This is a genomic window from Herbaspirillum sp. 3R11 (assembly GCF_004563925.1).
GTDB lineage: Bacteria > Pseudomonadota > Gammaproteobacteria > Burkholderiales > Burkholderiaceae_D > Herbaspirillum.
Genome location: NZ_SPNJ01000002.1, coordinates 291,874 through 313,960 on the forward strand (window position 1 = coordinate 291,874; position 22,087 = coordinate 313,960).

The 22,087-nt window shown below is 59.9% G+C and carries 20 protein-coding genes; 6 read left to right on the forward strand and 14 right to left on the reverse strand.

Annotated elements, in window-relative coordinates; all coding sequences use genetic code 11:
• Window positions 1-25: 25 nt before the first annotated feature.
• The 11 genes from E4P32_RS09550 to E4P32_RS09600 form a co-directional block, all read right to left on the reverse strand.
• Window positions 26-802, reverse strand: a complete 777-nt coding sequence (locus E4P32_RS09550) for a phytanoyl-CoA dioxygenase family protein (RefSeq protein ID WP_116434419.1) — start codon at window positions 800-802, stop codon at window positions 26-28.
• A 117-nt stretch (window positions 803-919) separates the two neighbouring features.
• The gene (locus E4P32_RS09555; RefSeq protein ID WP_233526643.1) at window positions 920-2,008 is read right to left on the reverse strand and encodes a zinc-binding dehydrogenase; all 1,089 of its coding nucleotides are present in this window, start codon (window positions 2,006-2,008) and stop codon (window positions 920-922) included.
• Between the two features lie 67 nt (window positions 2,009-2,075).
• The gene (locus E4P32_RS09560; RefSeq protein WP_116434418.1) at window positions 2,076-3,155 is read right to left on the reverse strand and encodes a transketolase C-terminal domain-containing protein; all 1,080 of its coding nucleotides are present in this window, start codon (window positions 3,153-3,155) and stop codon (window positions 2,076-2,078) included.
• Window positions 3,148-4,113: a thiamine pyrophosphate-dependent dehydrogenase E1 component subunit alpha gene (locus tag E4P32_RS09565; RefSeq protein ID WP_116434417.1), complete on the reverse strand. Its 966-nt coding sequence runs from the start codon at window positions 4,111-4,113 to the stop codon at window positions 3,148-3,150. The genes E4P32_RS09560 and E4P32_RS09565 overlap by 8 nt, the downstream gene beginning before the upstream one ends.
• Window positions 4,110-4,769, reverse strand: coding sequence for a class I SAM-dependent methyltransferase (locus E4P32_RS09570; protein WP_116434650.1), 660 nt, complete (start codon window positions 4,767-4,769; stop codon window positions 4,110-4,112). The genes E4P32_RS09565 and E4P32_RS09570 overlap by 4 nt, the downstream gene beginning before the upstream one ends.
• 172 nt (window positions 4,770-4,941) lie before the next feature.
• On the reverse strand, window positions 4,942-6,045 hold the full coding sequence (locus E4P32_RS09575) for a DegT/DnrJ/EryC1/StrS family aminotransferase (protein ID WP_116434416.1): 1,104 nt from the start codon (window positions 6,043-6,045) through the stop codon (window positions 4,942-4,944).
• Window positions 6,038-7,186, reverse strand: coding sequence for a DegT/DnrJ/EryC1/StrS family aminotransferase (locus E4P32_RS09580; protein ID WP_116434415.1), 1,149 nt, complete (start codon window positions 7,184-7,186; stop codon window positions 6,038-6,040). Before E4P32_RS09580 ends, E4P32_RS09575 begins: the two co-directional genes overlap by 8 nt.
• A 30-nt stretch (window positions 7,187-7,216) precedes the next feature.
• On the reverse strand, window positions 7,217-8,212 hold the full coding sequence (locus E4P32_RS09585) for a GDP-mannose 4,6-dehydratase (RefSeq protein WP_116434414.1): 996 nt from the start codon (window positions 8,210-8,212) through the stop codon (window positions 7,217-7,219).
• Window positions 8,212-8,799, reverse strand: a complete 588-nt coding sequence (locus tag E4P32_RS09590; RefSeq protein ID WP_116434413.1) for an SIS domain-containing protein — start codon at window positions 8,797-8,799, stop codon at window positions 8,212-8,214. Before E4P32_RS09590 ends, E4P32_RS09585 begins: the two co-directional genes overlap by 1 nt.
• A 5-nt stretch (window positions 8,800-8,804) precedes the next feature.
• On the reverse strand, window positions 8,805-9,755 hold the full coding sequence (locus tag E4P32_RS09595; protein WP_116434412.1) for an SDR family oxidoreductase: 951 nt from the start codon (window positions 9,753-9,755) through the stop codon (window positions 8,805-8,807).
• A gap of 463 nt (window positions 9,756-10,218) precedes the next feature.
• Window positions 10,219-11,298, reverse strand: coding sequence for a YeiH family protein (locus E4P32_RS09600; RefSeq protein ID WP_116434411.1), 1,080 nt, complete (start codon window positions 11,296-11,298; stop codon window positions 10,219-10,221).
• 129 nt (window positions 11,299-11,427) lie between these two features.
• Between E4P32_RS09600 and E4P32_RS09605 the strand changes: the two genes are divergently transcribed.
• Window positions 11,428-12,339, forward strand: coding sequence for a LysR family transcriptional regulator (locus E4P32_RS09605; protein ID WP_116434410.1), 912 nt, complete (start codon window positions 11,428-11,430; stop codon window positions 12,337-12,339).
• 4 nt (window positions 12,340-12,343) lie between these two features.
• On the opposite strand, the gene E4P32_RS09610 is transcribed toward E4P32_RS09605, so the two are convergent.
• Window positions 12,344-13,798, reverse strand: coding sequence for a sensor histidine kinase (locus E4P32_RS09610; RefSeq protein ID WP_116434409.1), 1,455 nt, complete (start codon window positions 13,796-13,798; stop codon window positions 12,344-12,346).
• Window positions 13,795-14,472, reverse strand: a complete 678-nt coding sequence (locus E4P32_RS09615; protein ID WP_116434649.1) for a response regulator — start codon at window positions 14,470-14,472, stop codon at window positions 13,795-13,797. The genes E4P32_RS09610 and E4P32_RS09615 overlap by 4 nt, the downstream gene beginning before the upstream one ends.
• Window positions 14,473-14,865: 393 nt before the next feature.
• On the opposite strand from E4P32_RS09615, the gene E4P32_RS09620 reads away from it, so the two are divergent.
• From E4P32_RS09620 to E4P32_RS09640, 5 genes are all read left to right on the forward strand, one after another.
• Window positions 14,866-15,852 carry a tripartite tricarboxylate transporter substrate-binding protein gene (locus tag E4P32_RS09620; protein WP_116434408.1) on the forward strand — a complete coding sequence of 329 codons (987 nt, stop codon included), beginning with the start codon at window positions 14,866-14,868 and terminating at the stop codon, window positions 15,850-15,852.
• Between the two features lie 52 nt (window positions 15,853-15,904).
• Window positions 15,905-17,017 (forward strand): ABC transporter substrate-binding protein, encoded by a 1,113-nt coding sequence (locus tag E4P32_RS09625; protein ID WP_116434407.1) that lies wholly within the window; start codon window positions 15,905-15,907, stop codon window positions 17,015-17,017.
• A gap of 171 nt (window positions 17,018-17,188) precedes the next feature.
• A complete protein-coding gene (locus E4P32_RS09630; RefSeq protein WP_116434406.1) occupies window positions 17,189-18,997 on the forward strand; it encodes an iron ABC transporter permease in 1,809 nt (602 codons plus the stop codon).
• Between the two features lie 59 nt (window positions 18,998-19,056).
• Window positions 19,057-20,136 (forward strand): ABC transporter ATP-binding protein, encoded by a 1,080-nt coding sequence (locus E4P32_RS09635; protein ID WP_116434648.1) that lies wholly within the window; start codon window positions 19,057-19,059, stop codon window positions 20,134-20,136.
• Between the two features lie 65 nt (window positions 20,137-20,201).
• Window positions 20,202-21,263 (forward strand): porin, encoded by a 1,062-nt coding sequence (locus tag E4P32_RS09640; protein ID WP_116434405.1) that lies wholly within the window; start codon window positions 20,202-20,204, stop codon window positions 21,261-21,263.
• Between the two features lie 73 nt (window positions 21,264-21,336).
• Here the strand turns inward: E4P32_RS09640 and E4P32_RS09645 are convergent, their stop codons facing one another.
• Window positions 21,337-22,077 (reverse strand): DsbA family oxidoreductase, encoded by a 741-nt coding sequence (locus E4P32_RS09645; RefSeq protein WP_116434404.1) that lies wholly within the window; start codon window positions 22,075-22,077, stop codon window positions 21,337-21,339.
• Window positions 22,078-22,087 lie beyond the last annotated feature (10 nt).

Consider the following 22,087-nt stretch of genomic DNA (forward strand, 5'->3'; position numbering starts at 1 on the left):
GATTCATCCCCGATTGCGATGCAAGTTATGTTGCAGTTCCGTTCGCAAACACCATCGTGATTTCGATGCTGACACGCGTCTGGTCGCCTCTGTTGAGCGCACCGCCATGCAGGATTCCATCGTTGAAAATCAGCATGTTGCCAGGCTCGGTGAGCATCAGTTCGGCGCCCAGTGTCGTGACGTCTTCATCGATGATCGGCTTCATCCCGCCGGCGCCGGCGACGCCATGATAACGATACGTCTTCCGATGGGAGTCGGGCACGATCATCAAACCATTTTTTCCCGGCTGGGAAAAAATGGGAATCCATATCTTGACGGTCTCCGATCCCGGCGGAAATGCCTGCCCGCTCATGTTCATCACGTCGTGGAACCATTTGTCTGCATGCATGCCGCCGACATCCTTGGTGGCATCGGGTCTCACCAGGCGCCAGTAAATCTCTTCACGGCCATCTTCGTGGGTATCGCCATAAAACACGTCGGAGATCGCGAAATCGCCCAGTTCGTCACGCAAGGTTTGAAAAAAGGGCAAAACCTTGATCTTGTTGCAGCTATGTTTGGGCAAGCAACGCGTCTGCTTTGGCCACATTGTTTCGTGCTTCAGCAAATGGGCGAGTTGATGATAGTTGCCGATGCCGATCTCCTTGAATTGAGAAACCAGTTCAGGATGGGCTGCGCCAATCACCGACAGCCATTGCTCGGTGATCGCCTCACGAAACACCGCCAGCTCATCCGGCGTGAGCTGGACATCCCTCGAATATCCGGGAGTATCGAAAATCTTTTTCTTCAGATTGAGTGCAGTCATATGCTTATCTCATTCGCATTGCAGACAATGAAATTCAAGCGCCTTGAGAGGGCGGGCTGAGACGCTTGTCGAAGTCGGCAGGACCGTCCGTCACACGCTGTTTCATTGTCGGATTGCTCACGTCGTCGTTCCCAGGCTTGGATCAATTTCGATCAACGGGCGAACGACGCGATGTTGCTCCATGTCGTCGAGCGCTTGATTGATCTGATCCAGGCGATACCGGTGCGTCAGGAGTTTTTCCAATGGCAGGCGTCCTTCAAGGTACAACTTGGCGAACAGGGGGATATCGCGATCCGGATTGGAGCTTCCTCCCCAGCTTCCCCTGATTTCTTTTCCGCAGATCAATTCGAAAGGGTCGATGCTGATGCGTGTTCCATGGGCCGGATGCGAGGCAAATACACAGGCGCCGCCACCGCGGCGTACGGAATCAAATGCCTGCTCAATGACACTGGCCTGGCCGGATGCTTCCACTGCATAGTCCGCTCCGCGTCCTGCGGTTAGTTTGCGTATTTCCGCGACGGGATCTTCTCTGCTGGCGTCGATGGTATGCGTCGCACCGAACGATCGGGACAGTTCAAGCTTGTCTGCAGAGATGTCGACCGCGATGACCTGCGCGCAATCGAAAAGCATGGTCGCCATCAGGGCGCTCAGACCGATGCCGCCCAAGCCGAAAATCGCGACTGTGCTTCCGGCGGCCGGGCGGAGGTCGTTGGTAATGATGCCGGCGCCGGTGGGAACCGCGCATCCGAATAGCACGGCGACGTCAAGCGGTACGCCGGCGGGCAGGGGGACAACACGGTTTTCGGAGACCAGCGCATATTCATTGAAGGTCGTGACACCACCGGCGTTGATGTCATGATCGAAGCAGTCGCACTTATAGCGCGCGCCGCCGCCGTCAATACCGTCACCCTTGATCCAGCCGAGTACGACCAGGTCACCGACGGCAACTTTGGTCACGCCTTCGCCGATTGCAATGACCTTGGCCGAGCCCTCATGCCCGAGCAGGTGTGGCAGATAGGCATCCGGCCCGCGCAAGCCGCGGGCTTCCATCAGCTGGCTGTGGCAAACGCCGCTATAAGCGAGTTTGACCAACAGTTGTCCGCGCTGCGGCAACGTGAGCGAGATATTGGGAATGACTTCCAGCGGTTGTGCGAGACGAGAGAGTACTGCGGCCTTCATCTGTGGCAGTTGCTGTTCATTGCTCACTACAGTGTCTCCTTGTTGGTGTTCATGATGACGCGCCACCATCAAGCCTGAATGCTGTGGTTCATCGTCAGAAGGGACCGGTGAACCAGGATCCTGGCACATCGTGAGGTGTGGGCTCGATCAATTGCTCGTGCACATCACCGTGCTCCAGTCCCAGCATGTCCAGAATCTTCACCGCGACGTCGCTGGCGCGGACATAGAATCCCTTGGTCATGCCAAAGCTGGTGGGTTCCGGTACGTCCGGCATGGCCAGACGCGCGGGTGCTGTGGTCAGGCTCGACATACAGTTCATTGCAACGCGGGCGACCACTTCACCTGCGATGGAGCCTGTCTCGGCGCCGCTGTCCAGCGCCAGCAGCTTGCCGGTCTTTTGCACCGAGGAGAAGATGGCGGGCCAGTCAATGGGATTGACGCAGCGCAGATCCAGGATGTCGCACGAGATGCCGCGTTTTTGCAGATAGTCGGCCGCGTGTAGCGCTTCGACGGTCATGTAGGACATGGAAACGATGGTCACATCGGATCCGGAGCGGGCGATCCGGAGTGGCCCGATTGGTGTGCGCACGTCGCCTTCGGGAACATCGCCAACCATGTTGTGCAGCCAGCGATGTTCGATGAACACCACAGGATTGGGATCGAAAATTGATGACAGCAACATGCCCTTGGCGTCGGCGGGAGAGGTCGGCATCACGACCTTTAGACCCGGGATGTGGGCGAACCAGGCTTGCAAATTCTGCGAGTGAGTCGGACCCTGGCCCCAGCCACGGCCTATGACCAGGCGAATGGTGATCGGCACCGAACGTTGTCCGTCGAACATGTAAAACCATTTGGCGGCGCCGTTGACCAATTGGTCCATCGCCAGCAAAAAGAAGTCGAAGCGTTGATGGCACATCACGGGGCGAATGCCGTTCAGGGAGGCGCCGATGGCTACGCCGGTCATCGCGTTTTCGGATAGCGGCATGTCGAACACGCGCTGCGGACCAAATTTTTCTTGCAGGCCGAGCGTTGTGCCGAAATTGCCCTTGGGGTCGTCAGTGCCCAAGCCGTAGCAGATGACTTTGTCGTCTGCCTGCATGGCAATGTTCAGCGCTTCATTGATCGCCGCTGAAAAGGTCAGTTGCCTGGTGGGGTGGGAAGTCGATTCAAGCATAGATATTTCTGTAAACGTCGGCTTTGTCCGGGAACGGGGATTCGATAGCGAAGCGGAAGGCCGCATCGGTTTCGACGCGGACGCTTTCTTCGTGTGCGGCGATCTCGGCTGTCGTGATCAGCTTCGCCTGCAGCAATTTATCCTGCTGCTTTTTGATTGGCTCCAAGGCGCGATTTTCCAGATATTCCTGCTCTGTGCGGTAACCGATGTCGTTATCGAAGTTCGGCCCGCAGTGCTCGCGCCAACGATACGTATCAAACTCCAGGAACTGCGGTCCGGCGCCTGTCCGGATACGGGCAATTGCGTCCGCCAGCATCGTATAGACCAGCTCGACGTCGTTGCCGTCGCCATGCGCCGATTCGACGCCGATTGCCTTTGCCAGCTCGAATATCTTGCGGCCTTCCGGCTGCCGCACGTGCAACGGCGAATACACTGAATACAGATTGTTTTCGCAAACGAACAACACCGGCAGTTTTTTGACTGCGGCAAAATTCATCGATTCGTAAAATACACCAGTCTCGACTGCGCCGTCGCCAAAGAAGATGCAGCTGACCTGATCCGTTCCGGATAATTTGAAGGACAAGCCAAGGCCGACGCCGACCGGGATGGTGTTGCCCACGATCGCAGTGCTGCCCATGAATCCAACCGACTCATCGATGAGATGCATGGAGCCGCCCCGGCCGCCTGCGCAGCCGGTTTTCTTGCCATACATTTCCGCGAGCATGGCCGGAACATCGCCACCTTTTCCCATGTAGTGGCCATGCGCACGATGGCCGCTAACGGCAAAATCAGTGGTTTTCAACGCCAGGCCGGCTGCTGCGGAGACTGCCTCTTGCCCCGTGCAAAGATGCACTGGGCACCGCATGGCCTGCTCGGCGTAGCGCACACTGATTTCTTCTTCGATGTGCCGGATGCGTTTCATCCGGAACAGCAGTTCCTTGGCGATATCGGGAGTCATGGGATGAACCAGAAGTAGTCGCCGGTATAGCCGACTTCATCAAAGAAGGCTTTCCATTCGTCGACATGCATGATGGTTTGCGCAGTCAGGTTCCAGGCGTACATGCGGGCTTTTTCTTCTTCGTCCCGGTAGGCGTCGACAGTGATGAACGCCTGCCCTTTGCTGACACGTTCGATCTCTTGCAATGCCTTCGCGCAATCTTCACGGTTAAGATTGTGGATCGTGGTGATTGAAATGACGACATCGAAAGAATTATCGGCAAACGGCAAGCTGCGGGCATCGGCAACTTGCACGTGCGGCTTCATGTCTTCCATGGCGTTTTCGATCGCGTAGCTGGAGACATCCAGCCCCTTGACCGTAATGCCGGGAATCAGCTCGGCCAGGTCGTGCATCATGAAGCCTTTGGCGCAGCCGATATCCAGCACCGAGCTGGCGGAAGTCAGGCCGAAATGTTCCTGGAACGTAGGAATGACGGGTTGCCAGAAGCGGGAGAAATAGTTGAATCCGCCGTAGCCATTGCGGCGATCACCGTCAAAAAAGTCTTTGCCGAACTGGCGCGCCAGAGCACGATCAGCCTCGGTTTTTTCGGCGCCACGTCCTTCGACATTGCGCTTGGCCTTCGGATAGTTGACCAACAAATCGATTTCTTTTCCCACGTTCACTCCATTAAGGCTAGGTATGCAATTCATCTGGAAACAACGGTGCAGCATTCGACGCTATCTTAATTCGACAGCACGTCCCGTAAAGCTGCAATAACCGGTTGAATCAAGTACTTGTTTCTCTATTGTTTGCGAAATCCGGAATGTCGCCGCTGACCAGGTCCGTCCGTCAGAAAAACGACCGCACCGAATCCACCACATGATTTACTTCCGCATCGCTCAGTTCAGGATAGATTGGCAAGCTGATCATGGTCTTTGCGTACAACTCCGCATGCGGGAAATCGCCCAGCTTGTACCCCAGATGCTTGGCCGCATCCTGCAGGTGAATCGGAATCGGGTAATGCACACGGGTATCGACGCCGTTCTGCAAAAGATGCGCCATCAGGGCATCGCGTCGTTCCGTACGGATTACAAAGTTGTGATAAACGCATTCTTCCCAGGCCTGATCTACCGGTACCTGCACGCAATCGCCCAGGCCGGTCGCATAGGTGTTGGCGATCTCGCGGCAGCGCGTATTCCAGCCGTCCAGATAGCCGAGCTTGATCTCGGCGAACGCCGCCTGCATCGTGTCCAGGCGCGAATTGAAACCCCAGATTTCACACTCGTCGCGATTGCGCAGGCCATGATTGCGCAGCAAGCGCAGCTTGGCGGCGAGCGCGTCGTCGTCCGTCGTGATCAGTCCGCCGTCGCCGTAGACGCCGAGGTTTTTCAGTGGATGCAAACTGAAACCGGCTGCGTGCCCCAATGCGCCGGTGCGTTTGCCGCGGTAGCGTGCGCCGATGGCCTGGGCGGCGTCTTCGAGGACAAACAGCCCGTGCTTCTGCGCAATCGCATTGATCTCGTCCATCGGCGCCGGACGGCCGGTCAGATGGACCGGGATGATGGCTTTGGTCCGTGGCGTGACGGCAGCTTCGACCAACTTGGGATCGATGTTGAAATCTTCGGCGACGTCGACCAGCACCGGGGTGGCGCCGACTGCGGCAATGACCCATGCCGAGGCAATGAAAGAATTGGTGGCGGTGATCACTTCATCGCCCGGGCCGATGTCCAGGGCCTTGAGCACCAGGAACAGGGCGTCCGAACCATCCGCCACGCCGAGCGCATGACGCACGCCGATGAACTCGGCAGCCTTGCGCTCAAACGATTCCAGGCGCGCGCCCATGATGTAGCCGCCGCTGCGGCCGACGTCGAGGAAAGCCTGGGTCAGTTCAGCTTCGATGCCGCGGAATTGGCGCGCCAGGTCCACGAAGGGGACGACGATCTTGTCAGCCATAAAACGCCTTGATCAGTTGGATCACGCGGTCTTGCTGTTCGCGTGTGATGAATTCATGTACCGGCAATGACAGCGCCGACGCAGCGATGGCTTCCGTCACCGGGAAGTCGCCCAACTTGTGACCGAGAAAGGCCGCAGCCGGTTGCAGGTGCATTGGCACCGGGTAGTGGACCTTGGCGTCGACATTGTTTTCAACCAGATATTTTTGCAAATCATCGCGTCGTTCGCAGCGAACCATGTAGAGATGGTAGACCTGCTTCACGTCGTTTTCGCGCGCCGGAATCGTGATTTGCGGGATGCTGCGCAGCGCCTCGTCGAAGTAGTTTGAGTTGGTGATGCGGGACGCGGTAATGTGCTCGATCTTGGCCAGCATGTGTCGCGCAACCACCGCCTGGACCGTGTCCAGCCGCGAGTTGTAGGCGAAGATGCGGCATTCGTCGCGACCTGCCAATCCGTGGTTGCGCAGCAGGCGCAGTTTGTCGGCCAGTTCGTCGGAATTGGTGGCGATGATGCCGCCGTCGCCCCATACGTTGAGGTTCTTCAACGGATGGAAGCTGAAGCAGGAAATGGTGCCCAGTTCACCGGCTTGCCGGCCTTTGTAGGTGGCCTTGATCGCATGGCAGGCGTCGCTGACGATCGCCAGTCCGTGCTTCTTCGCGATCGCTTCGATCGTCTCCATGTCGCAAGGCTTGCCGGACCAATGCACCGGCATGATGGCCTTGGTTCTGGGCGTGATTTTTTTCTCGATTTCAGCCGGGTCGATGTTGTAGTCGTCGCGGGCATCGGCGAACACGGGCGTGGCGCCTGCGGTCACGATGGCGCCGATGGTGGCGTAGAAGGTGTATGGCGTGGTGATGACTTCATCGCCCTTGTCGATGCCCAGAGCCTTGAGGCTGAGGAACAGCGCATCGGTGCCGCTGCCGACGCCGATGGCGTGCTTGACGCCATTGATGGCGGCAAACTCTTTCTCGACCAGGTCGACTTCCGAGCCCAGCGTGAAGTCGCCGCGGCGGACGACTTCCCGGATTTTCAGCCAGATTTCGTCATGATCGGCGAACTGATCGTGCAGATAATTGTGATTGATCTCGAGCGCGCCGGTCTGGCGATATTGCTCCGGCAGGAAATTTTGAATGGTGGTCATGGTCGTGTTCCGATGCGCGGCAGTCGCCGCTTATGCCTTGTGGATGTAGTTCAGCGGCAGGTGATTGATTTCGTCCAGATTGTCTTTTACCCAGCGTATCGTCGCGTCGACGCCTTGTTCAAAGCTGATCGCTTCAGCCCATCCCAGTTTGGTCTTGGCTTTGGTCGAATCCATCAGATAGGCCTGATCCTTGCCGGCACGATCGGGCGCGACTTCCGCCAATGCATCGAATGCCACGCCGACCCGCTCGCAGATGATTTCAACCACTTGCCGGATGGTCATGAAGCGGTCAGAAGAGAAGTGATAAATCTCGCCCGGATTGCCATCGGCCGCTGCCCGCATGATGCCATCGGCGACGTCCTCGGCGGCGATGAATGCGCGCACCGCCGTACCGCCGCCATGCAACTGCAATTTGCGGCCGGTCAGTGCATAGATGATGGTGCGCGGGACGATGCGATACAACTGCTGCCCAGGGCCGTAGAAATTGGCATAGCGGGTAAACACCACAGGAAAACCGTAGTTCTGATGAAACGCGCGCAAGCTCATGTCGATGGCGGCGTGCGACACCGCGTACGGTGTGCTGGGCAGATACTGGAAGCTTTCCGGAATCACGCTATCCTGGCTGCCGTAGACTTCCGGCGTCGAGATGCGGACGTAGCGTTGCAGCCAGTCGTATCGGCGCAACTGATCGTGCAGCCGGACCTTGGCGATGATATTGGTGTTGTACCACTGCGCCGGATCCTGCCAGCTTTCCGCCACCATGCCTTGGCCGGCAAAGTCGACGATGACCTGCGGGCGGAATTGTTCCAGCACGCCGAGGATTTTCTCCAGGTCATGGTTGATGTCGGCCTGGTAAAACGTATAGCGGCTGCGGTTGGGAGATTGCTTGTAAGGGAGAAAAATATCAGAACCCTCGGGGGACCGATTGAATCCGATCACTTCCGCGCCATCTGCCAGTGCGCGTGCAACGAACGCAGCGCCGGCAAACGAATTACTGCCTAAAACGGCAAAGCGTTCGAATTTCATTATGCCTCTAACGGATTTTCATACAGCCATTGCATGATCATGTGGCCGAGAATGAGCTGCATGTCTTCCGCGATCTGCATGTCGTCGATCGCGAAATGAATCGGCAGGTCCGCCATGGCCTTGGCCTTGCCGCCGCTGTAGCCGAGGATGGCGCAACTGGTCACGTTCATGGCCTTGGCCTGCTCCAGGGCTTTCAGGATGTTGGGCGAATTGCCGCTGCCCGACAGGACGATCAGCAGATCGCCGGCCTGTGCCTGCACCGCCAGTTGTTCGGAATAGATGCTGTCATAGCCGATGTCATTGGCCAGGCAGGTGATCACTGCCGCATTGGCCGACAGCGAGGACACGCGCATGCCGCCGCCGGTGCGTTTGGCGATGCCGTACAGGTAATCGTTGGCCAGATGGATGGCGTTGCCGGCGCTGCCGCCGTTACCGCAGAAGAAGACCTGGCGGCCGTTTTTCCAGCATTCGCGCATGGCGTGGCCCAGCTGCGCTACGCCCGACCAGTCAGTACGCCCGAGCAGATCTTGCAGGCGGCTGGCATAGGCGCTGTAGACGGCTGTCGACAAATTTTCGGGCTTGGTCATGGCAGTCACGCCGCTTTGGGAGCCAGCACAGTCTGCTCCATCCATTTCAGGTTGTAGTAACGATCTTCATCTTTCAGCACACCGCTGCGGTACTTTTCGATGATTTCGGTAATCGCGGTTTCGACCGATTTGGACGGCTTGAATCCGGTCGCCAACAGCTTGTCGGAGTTGACGCGGTACGAGCGCGGGTCGTTCGATTCGGTGACGACGATGTCGACCGGGATGTGCTTGGCAACCATCTTGGCGATATCCAGGATCGAGATGTTCTCGAAGCCGGCGTTGTAGACGCCGGTGACTTCCGGATGATCGATCAGGTGCAGATAGACGTCGGTGATGTCGTCGATATGGATGTTGGGACGCACTTGCGCGCCGCCGAACACCGTGATCTTGCCCTTGGACAGCGCCTGCATCGTCAGCAGGTTGACCGACACATCCAGGCGCATGCGCGGCGAATAGCCGCACACGGTAGCGGGACGGACGATCTGCACCACCATGCGGTCCTTGTAGCTCAGCAGCACCGGCTCGGAGACCATCTTGGTCTTGTTGTATTCGGAGATCGGCTTGAGTTCGAGGTCTTCGGTCACTTGCAGTTCTTCCTTGACGCCGTAGACGCTGCCGGAGGACGCATAGATGAATTGTTTGACGCCTTTGCGCACGGCCTTGTCGGCCAGTTGCATGGTTGCCAGCGCGCTGACTTCCCAGGTCAGTTTCGGATCGAGGTCGCCGCATGGGTCATTGGCCACCGAAGACAGATGAATGATGGTGTCGATGCCGTCGAGCGAGATCTGGTCTATATTGCGCACGTCCCCTTGCGTGACGGTCAGGTTCGGATGCGGCTGCAGGTAATTGCCGAACCACATGATGTCGAGGACATGCACCTTGTAGCCGCGCGCGAGCAATTTGGGGACCAGAACCGTACCTTTGTAGCCGCAACCGCCAGTAACTAGAATATTCATATATGCGCGTGATTCTCTAAAAAATTGAATGAACCTGATTTGTCAGTGCTGATGTTCTGTCGATTCGGCAAGGGCGTCCGGTGTTCCATGGATTGCAAAAGGGCAATTCATGGCGGCTGGATCTCCGGCTTTCAGCCCCTGGCTCCCTGCCGCGACATCACTGTCTGCGTGCACTGTATACGGACGGGAATCGGAAAACTGGAATGTGGGGATGACATATCGCGGCGGGTTCCTGTCGTTTGCCTCTGCGGCACGGCGCCCAAGCTAACCATGCTGGTGCAATGTTAGTGCCGGGAAAGCTATGGCAAAGAGGCAATAACACGCCGAATACGGTGTTTGTTCTTCTTTTGCCCGGAGCCGGGTGCACAAAGCCCCGTTTGATGGAAGGGAAAGGGATTGCCGCCCTGACAGGCGGCGTATGCGGGAAGATACTGCGGCTGATGAAAATACGGCTGAATTGCTTTCAGGGCAATAAACAGGTGACCGCTGCATTGACCGCCGCACCGCCCGCAATCAGCCAGGCAAACAGCAATCCCCCCAGCAATAGCGGACGGATCCCCGCGCGGCGCACCGACGACAGATGCGTGGTCAATCCCAAGGCCGCCATCGCCATCGCCAGCAGGAAAGTGTCGGCGTCGAGCAGGGCACCGGTTACGGCAGCTGGGATCGACAGCAGCGAGTTCAGCGCCACCACGCCGACGAAGGCGAAGGCGAACCACGGGACGCCGGCCAAGCGCGAGGTATTTGCGCGACCCTCAGCGGCGGTCGTCGAGCGGCCGCGCTGCATGTAAGTCGACAGGATCAGCAGGAACGGCGCCAGCATCATCACGCGCACCATCTTCGCGATCACCGCGGTGTTGGCGGTGTGATCGTCGATGGAGCGCGCCGCCGCCACCACCTGCGCCACTTCATGGACGGTTGAGCCGATATAGACGCCAAAGTCGGCGTGGCCCTGCAGAAAATTCAGGCTGTGCAACAGCGGGTACAGGAAGATTGCCGCCGAGCCGAACACCACCACTGTCGACACCGCTACAGTCACCTGTTCGCTGCGCGCGCGCAGCACCGGCTCGGTCGCCATGACCGCCGCCGCGCCGCAGATCGAGCTGCCGGCGCCGATCAGCATCACGGCGTTGCGATCCAGCTTGAATACCTTTACGCCGAAAAAACAGGCGATCGCGAATGTCGACATCAGCATGCAGGCGTCAATCACCACGCCGCTCACGCCGACGTGGGCGATGTCCTGGAAAGTCAGGCGCAGGCCGTACAGCACGATGCCGAGGCGCAACAGATTCTGTTTGGAGAAGGCCACGCCGCTGCTGCAATCGGTGGCCACGCGCGGATAGACGGTATTTCCGACCAGCATGCCGAGCACGATCGCAATCGTCAGCGCGCTGAAACCATGCGCCTGCAACCAGGCAAGGCGGCCGGCTTCGATCGAGGCCAGCGCCAGCGCGGCGCTCAAAGCCAGGCCGGGCAGGATGCGGTTCAACTGCGCCGGAGGGGCTGACGGGGTGGCGACGACGGAGAGCGGCGGGGTGTTCATGATGTACCTGACATTGAGGACTGAGCAATGAAGGCACTTTAGCGCTCTGTTATTTAAAAGAAAAACGCGTTATCTTGCTAATATCTACCTGAATAACAAGTAGATTAATGAATCATCAAGCGATTCGACATGAAAATTACCCTCCGGCAATTGCAAATCTTCCTGGCCGTGGCGCAATCCGGCAGTACGACGGCTGCAGCTGATCTGGTCGCGCTGTCGCAGTCGGCCGCCAGCGCCGCGCTCAATGAGCTCGAGAACACGCTCGCGGTGCAACTGTTCGATCGCGTCGGCAAGCGCCTCATGCTCAACGACAACGGCCGCCTGCTGTTGCCGCAGGCGCAGCACCTGCTCGACGCCGCCAACACCATCGAGCAGCAATTCCTGACGCCTGACCAGGTCGGCGCCGAATTGCACATCGGCGCCAGCACCACCATCGGCAGTTACATGCTGCCGCAGATGGTGGCGGCGTATCGACGCGATCATCCGCAGTTGCGCGTGCGCGCGCTGGTGGCCAACACCGCCGACATCGTCAACGCCGTCAGCAATTTTGAAGTCGATGCCGCGCTGATCGAAGGACCGTGTCATGCGAACGATGTCGACGTCGAACCGTGGATGACCGATGAACTGATCGTGGTCGCTTCGCCGCACCATGCGCTGGCGGCGCAGGGCAAGGAGCTGACGCTGAAGGCCCTGAGCGAAGCCGACTGGCTGCTGCGGGAAGCGGGTTCCGGCACACGCGAAGCGGTCGAGCACGCCTTGCTGCCTTACCTGCATCATTTGCCGTCCGCCTGCGAGTTCGGCAATTCCGAGGCGATCAAGCGCGCCACCGCGGAAGGCATGGGCATCAGCTGCCTGTCGCGCGCGGTGGTCGCGGATCTGCTGGAGTCGGGGCGGTTGATCGAACTGGCGACGCCGCTGCCGCCTTTGCGCCGCCATTTCTACATGGTGCGCAACAAGCATCGCGTGCTGTCGGTGCGGCTGGCCTCATTGCTGGATTTTTGCCGTGACTGGGCGGTGCGGCACGAGCAGCGCCAGGACTGAGAATTCAGGCGCGCTTCGATGCCGGGAAGCGCACCTTCACCAGCAAGCCGGTATTTTCAGCGCCGTCGGCCAGGATGATCTCGGCGCCATGCGCCGACGCGATGTCGCGCACGATCGACATGCCCAGGCCGGCGCCATGCGGATTGGCGAGTTGCGCCGACGGCGCACGGTAAAACGGCGCAAAGACACGTTCGCGATCCGAGGCCGGGATGCCGGCGCCGGTGTCTTCCACTTCCAGTAATGCATGCGAGTCCGCAGCGATCTGCTGGTGTCCCACGCGCACCGCGATGCGGCCGTCGACCGGCGTATAGCGGATCGCATTGTCGAGCAGATTGACTACAAGTTCGCGCAGCAGCAAAGGGCTGCCGTCGATCAACACCTCTCCGGCGGCGTCGAAGGAGAGATCGATATGTTTGGCCACGGCGTTTTGCGCCAGTTCGAGTGCGACCTGGCGGGCGGCGTCAGTGAGCGAGACCGGTACGATGCCGCCTTCGACCGCGCCATGTTCGGCGCGCGCCAGTGTCAACAGGCGATTGGCCAGATGCACGGTGGAGTCGGTGGTGCCGGCGATGCTCTCGACCAGTTCGCGCAGGGCGCGCGGATCATTGGGCGTGCGATCGAATTCACGCAGCGCCAGTTCGGCCTGGGTCTTCAATACCGTCAGCGGCGTACGCAACTGATGCGAGGCGTCGGCAATGAAGCGCCGCTGTCCCGTGATCAGGGTTTGCAGACGTTCCATGTAGCCGTTCATGGCCAGCACCAGCGGCCGCACTTCCTTGTGCACGCGCGCAGGATCAAAATCGGACAAATCAGTCGGCGCGCGCGACTCCACTTCGCTGCGCAGCTGCATCAGCGGCCGCAGCACGAAGCGCACCGCGAACCACACCAGCAGCGCCGCCACCGTCACCAGCACGCCTTGACGCCACATGGTGTCGAACAGGATTTTGCGCGTCATGCCACGGCGCGCGTCCATGGTTTCGCCGACCTGGATCATGGCGATACCGCGCATCGTGTCGTCGTAAACCGGCTGGTACAGCGCGGCGATGCGCACCGGCTGGTCGTGGTAATCGGCCTGGTAGAAGCGCACCAGCGCCGGATACGCTTCCGAGCGCTTGACGTTGGCCGGCAGCGGCGGCAAGTCGTCGTAGCCGGAGACGAATTCACCCTTGACCCCGGTCACCTTGTAGTAGATGCGACCCAGCGTGTCGGTTTCGAAACTGTCGAGCGCCACATAGGGAACATCCGCAACCACCTGGCCGTTGACGATGGACACGCGCTCGGCCAACGCGCGCGTCGACGCCAGCAGCGAACGGTCGTAGGCGATGTCGGCCACCTCCAGCGCGTTGTAGTACACCGAGACCGCATCCAGCGCCACCAGTATCAGCAGAGGCACCAGCAGCCAGCGCATCAGCTGGCTGCGCAGACTGCCGAGTCCGGTAGCGATCGGTTTGAGTATCATCCGGCGGCTTGCAGCAGATAACCAAGGCCGCGCAAGGTGGTGATGGAGACACGGCCTTGCTCCACGGCGTCGAGTTTCTTGCGCACGCGATGGATGTAGATTTCGATGGCGTCGACGTTGGCATTGTCGTCGAGCGAGAATACTTCCTGGAAAAGCTTTTCCTTGGCGACGGTGCGGCCGGCGCGCGTGATCAGCGTCTCCAGCACCGCATGCTCGCGCGGCGTCAGCGCCAGCATCGCATCGCCATAAGTGAACATGCGCGACACCGTGTCGAAGCTCAATGCGCCACACTGGATGGTGACCGCTTCATTGCCTTGCGTACGCCGCAACAGCGCCTTCACGCGCGCTTCCAGTTCCACCAGCTCGAAGGGTTTGGCAAGGTAATCGTCGGCGCCGAGATTGAGGCCGTTGACGCGGTCATTGAGCCCGCCACGCGCAGTCAGGATCAGCACCGGTGTGCGGCTGCCGCGTGCACGCAGGCGCTTGAGCACATCGAGGCCATCCATCTTCGGCAACGTCAGGTCGAGGATGACCAGCGCATACTCCTGCGTCAGCAACAGGCTGTCGGCATCGTCGCCGTTGCTGGCGCACTCGACGGTCAGGTGCGCGTCCTGCAGCGCCTTGGACAGCCAGCGGGAAAGTTCGACATGATCTTCAACCAATAGAATGCGCATGATGCCGGTGCCATGAATGAGAAGCGACGTGATGAAATACGGAACGTCGAAATGCACTGCAACAAGGAGAACAGCATGAAAAAAATCAGACTGGCCAGCGCTGCAATGCGACGAATAGTTGCGGATGCTAACAGAAGCGCAGCCTTTGCAATAGCGGCTTTGCGGCACGGCGGCCAATGCTTTCGCAACACTGAAAGCCGAATGAAAGTTTGGCCGCGTAGCATCCGCCCACATAATCAAATCAAAAATAACAAGAATCATAATCTGGAGACACAGCATGAGCCATCGCACCTGTTTGCGTACTTGTTTGCGAACTTCGATTCGTATATTGCCAAGTGCTTTCTCGTATTCGTATCGCCACGTACTCGTTATCTTGCCCGTTTGAGGATCATCATGAATCCGCTCATCCGGCGTCATCTGTTGACGGCGTGCGCCTTGTTGATCGGCGTCGCCGGGCTGCACGCGCCATCGGCGCAGGCGGTGGAATGTATCGTACCGGCCAAACCTGGCGGCGGCATGGACGGCGCTTGCAAGATGATGCGCAAGGTTCTGCCCCTGCATGCGGCCAACGCCGCAGACGCGCCAATCAAGATCAGCTACCTGCCCGGCGGCATCGGCGCCGTGGCCTGGAGTTCGGTGGTGTCGCAGCGGCGCGGCGGGCCCGATACGCTGGTGACATTTTCAGGCGGCTCCCTGCTCAACCTGGCGCAGGGAAAGTTCGGCAAGGCCGCAGTGTCGGATGTGCGCTGGCTGGCAGGCTTCGGCGTTGACTACGGCATGATCGCCGTGCGCAGCGAATCGCCCTACAAGAACCTGCGTGAACTGGTCGACGCCATGCGCAGCGAACCGGACAAGATCACCATCGGCATGAGCGGTACGGTCGGCAGCCAAGACTGGCTCAAGGTGGCGATGATCGCGCGCCGCGCCGGCATCGATCCGCGCAACTTCCGTTTCGTCGCGCTCGAAGGCGGCGGCGATTCTTTCGCTGCGCTGCAAGCCAATCACGTGCAGGTGGTTTCCGGCGACGCGTCGGAGGCGGCCGCATCGATCAGGGACGGCACGTTCCGTGTGCTCGCGGTGCTGTCCGAACAACGTCTGCCGGGCGTGCTGGCCGGTGTGGCGACGGCGCGCGAGCAGGGTTTCGACGTGGTGTGGCCGATCATCCGCGGTTTCTACATGAGCGCACAGGTCAGCGACGCCGACTATAGGCGCTGGGTGGCGGTCTTCAACCAGATCATGGCGACCGAAGAATTCCAGCGTCAGCGCATGGCTGGCGGACTGTATCCGTTCGCCATGACCGGCGCGCAACTGACCGACTACGTGAGCAAGCTGGTCGAGCAATATCGCAGGCAATCGCAGGAACTGGGCCTGGTCAGATGACCACAGCCCAGACATCAAAATCAGAACAATCAGGACCATCAGGAGAGACTACATGTTCCAAAAGCGCCGTATCAGCATCGCATTGGCCCTGGCCTTGCCGTTATCGATTTTGTCCGTGACGGCATCGGCGCAGGCACCGGCACCGGCCGGCTATCCCGCCGACTATGCCAAGGTAGTCGAAGCGGCGAAGAAGGAAGGCAAGGTCGTGGTCTACAGCACCACCGATTCCAAGGCGGCGGAAGCGCTGATCCGCGATTTCAGCACGCTATATCCGGCCGTGAAGGTCGAGTACAACGACATGAATTCCACCGAAGTCTACAACCGCTTCATCTCCGAAGCCGCCGCCGGCGGCGCCACCGCCGACGTGATGTGGTCGTCGTCGATGGACCTGCAGATGAAGCTGGCGTCGGAAGGCTACGGCCTGGCCTACAAGTCGCCGGAAGCCGCCGCCGTCCCGGCCTGGGCCAACTGGAAGGACACCGCTTACGGCACGACTTTCGAGCCGACCGCGATCGTCTACAACAAGCGCCTGGTGCCGGAAGCCGAAGTCCCGGCCACGCACGCCGACTTCACCAAGCTGCTGACCACCAGGCTCGACAAGTACAAGAACAAGGTCACCACCTACGACATCGAGAAGTCCGGTGTCGGCTTCAGCCTGATCACGCACGACCTGAAACTCAATCCGCAGTTCTGGGAGTTCGCCAAAGCGCTCGGCGGCGTGGCGGTGCGCGTGCAGTCGTCCACCGGCACCATGCTCGAACGCATCTCGTCGGGCGAGAACCTGATCGGCTACAACATCCTCGGTCCGTACGCATTGACGCGCGCCAAGAAGGATCCGTCGATCGGCATCGCCTTCACCAAGGACTACAACCTGGTGCTGTCGCGCGTGATCTTCATCAACAAGTCAGCCAAGAACATCAACGCCGGCAAGCTGTGGCTGGATTACATCCTGTCCAAGCGCGGCCAGACCATCATCGCCAATGACGCGCAATTGTTTGCGATTCGCGGCGACGTGACCGGCGCGACTACCTCGGCCGAGTTGACCAAACAACTCGGCGCGGCCCTGAAGCCGATGCCGGTCAACACCGACTTGCTGGAATATCTGGACCAGACCAAGCGCCTGGCTTTCCTCAAGCAATGGAAGGATGCGGCCGGCAAGAAGTAAACGCCGGCAGCGACAAGTCCGGCGCACAGCCGCACTGCCTTGTAGCGACATTCATCACGTAGTACCCGTCATGGGGACGCAGCTGTTGCGCCTCCCAGGCCCCCGGCTTGTCTTGATTTTGTAGATGACGGGGCAGGCGGGCGGCTTCATCACCAGAAACGGCAGGTTCTCATGCAAACACTTTCTTCCACTCCCGGCACCTTGCCGATACGGCGCGCCCGGTTTCGCCTGAACTGGCCGCGCGGCGTCGTGGTCGCGCTGGCGTCGCTGGCCATCTTCGTGCCGCTGCTGCTGATTTTCTATCAGAGCTTTTTGTCGGCGCCGTTCTTCGCACCGGTCAAGACGTTGACGCTGGATTCGTATCGTTTCATTTTTGACGACTCGGATTTTCGCCAGGCCTTCATCAACGGTTTCTATCTCGCCTCCGGGCTGGCATTGATCGCGGTGCCGCTGGGCGGCATGCTGGCCTTCCTGATGGTGCGTACCGACTTGCCCGGGCGTGCCTGGATTGCGCCGATGCTGCTGGTGCCGATCTTTGTCTCGCCGATGGTGATCGCCTTCGGTTACGTGGTGTCGATGGGACCGGTCGGGTTCTATACCGTGTGGGTGCGCAACCTGCTTTCGGTGGTCGGTTTTGAAGGCGATCCGTGGAACGTGTATTCCTTCCCGGCCATCGTCGTCATCGCCGGCCTGACGCATGTACCGCATGTCTATCTGTACGCATCGGCGGCGCTGAAGAGTCTCGGCTCGGATGTCGAAGAGGCCGCGCGGGTCGCCGGCGCCTCGCCCCTGCAAGTGGCGCTCAACGTGTCGCTGCCGATGATCATGCCGGCGCTGGCTTATTCGGGCGTGCTGGTGTTCTTCCTCGGTTTCGAAGTGTTCGGCCTGGTGCTGGTGCTGGGCGATCCGGAAGGCCATCTGGTGCTGGCGACTTATCTCTACAAGCTGACCAACAAACTCGGCACGCCTTCCTACCATCTGATGGCGGCGGTGGCGGTCTGCCTGGTGGCGGTGACGATGCCGCTGGTGATGCTGCAGCGCTGGTTGCTGAAGTCGGCAAACAAGTACGTCTCGATCAAGGGCAAGGGCGCGCGCCAGAAGGCGCTGCCGCTTGGCAAGTGGCGCTGGATCGCGTTTGCCCTGATCGCCTTCTGGCTGCTGTTCACCGTGATCGTGCCGCTGTCGGGCATCGCGTTGCGCACCTTCGTGTCGCACTGGGGCGATGGTGTCAAGCTGATGGAAGTGCTGACGCTGCAAAACTTCCGCGACGTCTGGAGCCAGCCTTCGCTGGTGCGCGGCATCGTCAACACGGTGCTGATCGGCGTCATCGGCGGCGCGCTCGCGGTGGTGTGCTACAGCGCGATTGCGCTGGCCATGCATCGCAAGAACGACGGCATCACACGCTTCCTCGACTACAGCGTGCTGGTGCCGCGCGCCGTGCCGGGTTTGCTGGCCGGCCTGTCCTTCCTGTGGGTGTTCCTGTTCGTGCCTTCGCTGCTGGACAACTTCCTCAAGGGCTTCGACAACGACGTCGCGCGCTGGCTGTCGGACAGTTTCATCCCGCAATTGCGCTCGTTGCGTTCGACGATCTTTTCGGTGTGGCTGGCGTATTCGGTAGTGTGGATGGCCTACGGCCTGCGCCTGATCACCACCGCCTTGCTGCAGGTCGGCCCCGAGCTGGAGGAGGCGGCGCGCGCGGTCGGTGCGCAACGCGGCCAGGTCACGCGCGACGTCACTCTGCCGCTGGTGAAGTACGGCCTGCTGGGTGCGTGGCTGATGGTGTTCCTGATCTTCGAGCGTGAGTACTCGACCGGCGTCTACCTGCTGTCGCCGGGCACCGAGGTGATCGGCTCGATGATCGTCTCGATGTGGGCTGCGGGCGCGGTGGAACTGGTGGCGGCGCTGTCCTTCATCAACATCACGCTGGTCGCCATCGGTCTCGGAATCGCCCTGCGCTTCGGCATCAAATTGCACGATTAACTTACTCAACATACGAGACTGCGGCGTGATCGCCGCAGCCTGCAATCAAAGGAATGATCATGTCAGAACTCACCGTCAACGACCTGCACCTCGACTACGGCAGCGGCGCCGGCGCCAATCCGATTCTCAAGGGCGTCTCCATGCAATTGCAGCGCGGTGAAGTGGTCGCCTTGCTTGGGCCTTCGGGCAGCGGCAAGACCACGCTGCTGCGCGCCGTCGCAGGACTGGAGTCGCCCAAGGCCGGCACCATCGATATCGCCGAGCGCCGCGTATTCGACGGGTCGCGCAACTATGAAATGCCGGCCGAAGAACGCAACCTCGGCCTGGTGTTCCAGTCGTACGCGCTGTGGCCGCACAAGACGGTGTTCGACAACGTCGCCTACGGCCTCAAGCTGCGCAAGATGGGCGGCACTGAGATTGCAGAGCGCGTCAAGGCCGTGCTCTCGCAACTCGGACTCGGCCATCTGGGCGAACGCTTTCCGCATCAACTGTCCGGCGGCCAGCAGCAACGCGTCGCGATCGCACGTGCGCTGGTCTACAACCCGCAGGTCATCCTGCTCGACGAACCGCTGTCCAATCTCGACGCCAAGCTGCGTGAAGAAGCGCGTGCTTTCCTGCGCGAACTGATCGTGCGACTCGGCTTGTCGGCGCTGATGGTCACGCACGACCAGGGCGAGGCGATGGCGATTTCGGATCGCATCCTGTTGCTCAACAACGGCAAGATCGAACAGCAGGGTACGCCGCAAAGCATGTACCAGACGCCCGACACGTTGTTCACCGCGGAGTTCATGGGCAGCAACAATCGTCTCAAGGGCCGGGTGCTGCAGCGCGACGGCCAGCGCGTCACTTTGCAGGTCGAGGGCGGCACGGTGGTCGCCAGCGCGCGCGGCGGCAATACCGGCAATGAGGCCACCGGCATCATCCGCCTCGAACAAGTCCGCATCTCAGACCACCAGACCGACAACGCCATTCGCCTACCGCTTTCCACCTGCATGTACCTGGGAGACCGGTGGGAGTGCCTGTTCAAAGCCAAGAGCGCGGACAGCACGACGGTCGGCTTGCGCGCTTACGCGCCGCACAAGCTGGAGCAGGGCGAGTACTGGCTCACATTGCCGGAACAGGCTTTGTGGGCTTTTTGATTTTCAGCGCAACAACACCGCAACACCACAACCATAAAAACGATTTTTACCAAGGAGAAACCAGAGTGCAAAAGAAATTATTGACGGCAGCCATCCTGTCGACTGTCTGCGGCACGGCGGCGGCGCAGAGCAATGTCACCGTGTACGGCCTGATCGACACCGGCATCGAATACCTCAATAACGCAGGCGCCACCGGCGGCAGCGTCACACGCATGAGTTCCGGCGCGATGAATACCTCGCGCATCGGCTTTCGCGGCACCGAAGATCTGGGCGGTGGTCTGAAAGCAATCTTCCAGCTGGAAAACGGCTTCAAGCTCGACAACGGCGCCTTTGACGGCGACGCCGGCCAGCTGTTCAACCGCCAGTCCAACGTCGGCCTCGAAGGCAGCTTCGGTCGCATTGTCGCAGGCCGCTCCTTCAGCACCACTTACGATTTCATTTTGCCGTTCGATCCGATGGGTTACTCGGCGCAATATTCCTGGGTGACGTCGGCCGGTGCCACCGGCGGGCGCAAGGACGGCATGCCGACCGGCGTGTCCAATCTGGTCAAATACCAGGGCGACTTCGGCGGTTTCAAGCTGGGCGCAATGTATGGCTTCGGCGAAGTGGCCGGCAGCGTCAATGACACTTCCAAGTATGGCGTCGGCGTGGCGTATGGCAACGGCCCGTTCTCGCTGGCGACCACTTACGATCGCGTCAACGGTACGGCTGCGGTGCCGGGCGGCTCCTTCGACAAGACCACCACGGTGCATCTGGCTGCCGGCTATCAGGTGATGGAAACACTGAAGTTCAACCTCGGCTACCGTTACTTCAAGAGGAGCCTGGCGTCCGGTGCGACCGACCTGCGCAGCGATTTTTATTGGGGCGGTGCAACGTACAAATTCACACCGGCCTTAAGCCTGATCGGCACGATCTACTATCAGAACCAGAAGAACCTGGTCACCGATGCCGATCCGATCATGTATTCGCTGCGTCTGAAATACGCTTTGTCCAAGCGTACCGATTTGTATGCAAGCGGCGCTTACGCCAAGGCGAAGAACAACCAGCTGGTCGGCCTGTCGCGTGACGACGTCGGCTTCGGCAACAGCCAGGTTGGCGTCACCCTGGGCATGCAGCACCGGTTCTGATCTGCTCAGGCATTCGGCAGCAGGATGAGCGTTGTGACGCCGGCGCGATGCAGGCGCCGGCGATCACAACAGCTCAGCATTGACCATCCAGAGAGCAACTTTCTCCCGACATCGCGACTTCGGCAGGGGACACGGTTTTTTGCCGCCATCCGTCGAACGCGGTGTGCAACAGCGTGCTGAAGGCGGCTGCCGATTGCGCCCCCGACAGCGCCTGTTTTCGATCCAGCACGAAGAAGGGGATGCCGCGGACGCCGATCTCCCTTGCCTGCGCCACATCCTCCTCGACTTCAGCGGCATAGGCGCGCGACGACAACATGATTTCCGTCGCCGACGTATCCAGTCCGAGCTCGTCCCCCAGTTGCGCCAGGACCCGGCGGTCCTCCAGGTTCAAGCCTTCTTCAAAGAATGCCTGGAACAGGCGCTCCTTCATTCTGCTTCCCGGATCGCTTCCAAGATCGTGCGTCGCGGCCCAGTGCACCATTCTCAGTGCGTCGAATGTGTCGACCATCTGCAGACGGTCGAAATCGAATCGGATGCCGACGTCGCGGCCCAATGCAGTAACGTGCGCGATTGCTTGTTGCATGGACGATCTCGTCAGGCCCTTGGTCTTGGCCAGGACGGTGCAGGCGTCACTTCCTTCCTGGTAACGGACGTCGGGGAAAAGACGATAGCTTTTCCAGACAACCTGAATCTGCTCCTTGTGCGCGAAGGTGTCGAGCGCCTCATCAAAGAGGCGTTTGCCGATGAAGCAGAAGGGACACATGATGTCGCTCCAGATTTCGATCTGCATTTTTTCGGATGAGGTGGTGTTCATGTGTTTTTTT

Coding starts and splice junctions, on each gene's coding strand:
- E4P32_RS09550 (WP_116434419.1), bottom strand. CDS start 802: ATGACTGCACTCAATCTGAAGAAAAAGATTTTCGATACTCCCGGATAT.
- E4P32_RS09560 (WP_116434418.1), bottom strand. CDS start 3,155: ATGCTTGAATCGACTTCCCACCCCACCAGGCAACTGACCTTTTCAGCG.
- E4P32_RS09565 (WP_116434417.1), bottom strand. CDS start 4,113: ATGACTCCCGATATCGCCAAGGAACTGCTGTTCCGGATGAAACGCATC.
- E4P32_RS09575 (WP_116434416.1), bottom strand. CDS start 6,045: ATGGCTGACAAGATCGTCGTCCCCTTCGTGGACCTGGCGCGCCAATTC.
- E4P32_RS09580 (WP_116434415.1), bottom strand. CDS start 7,186: ATGACCACCATTCAAAATTTCCTGCCGGAGCAATATCGCCAGACCGGC.
- E4P32_RS09585 (WP_116434414.1), bottom strand. CDS start 8,212: ATGAAATTCGAACGCTTTGCCGTTTTAGGCAGTAATTCGTTTGCCGGC.
- E4P32_RS09590 (WP_116434413.1), bottom strand. CDS start 8,799: ATGACCAAGCCCGAAAATTTGTCGACAGCCGTCTACAGCGCCTATGCC.
- E4P32_RS09595 (WP_116434412.1), bottom strand. CDS start 9,755: ATGAATATTCTAGTTACTGGCGGTTGCGGCTACAAAGGTACGGTTCTG.
- E4P32_RS09600 (WP_116434411.1), bottom strand. CDS start 11,298: ATGAACACCCCGCCGCTCTCCGTCGTCGCCACCCCGTCAGCCCCTCCG.
- E4P32_RS09605 (WP_116434410.1), top strand. CDS start 11,428: ATGAAAATTACCCTCCGGCAATTGCAAATCTTCCTGGCCGTGGCGCAA.
- E4P32_RS09610 (WP_116434409.1), bottom strand. CDS start 13,798: ATGATACTCAAACCGATCGCTACCGGACTCGGCAGTCTGCGCAGCCAG.
- E4P32_RS09615 (WP_116434649.1), bottom strand. CDS start 14,472: ATGCGCATTCTATTGGTTGAAGATCATGTCGAACTTTCCCGCTGGCTG.
- E4P32_RS09620 (WP_116434408.1), top strand. CDS start 14,866: ATGAATCCGCTCATCCGGCGTCATCTGTTGACGGCGTGCGCCTTGTTG.
- E4P32_RS09625 (WP_116434407.1), top strand. CDS start 15,905: ATGTTCCAAAAGCGCCGTATCAGCATCGCATTGGCCCTGGCCTTGCCG.
- E4P32_RS09630 (WP_116434406.1), top strand. CDS start 17,189: ATGCAAACACTTTCTTCCACTCCCGGCACCTTGCCGATACGGCGCGCC.
- E4P32_RS09635 (WP_116434648.1), top strand. CDS start 19,057: ATGTCAGAACTCACCGTCAACGACCTGCACCTCGACTACGGCAGCGGC.
- E4P32_RS09645 (WP_116434404.1), bottom strand. CDS start 22,077: ATGAACACCACCTCATCCGAAAAAATGCAGATCGAAATCTGGAGCGAC.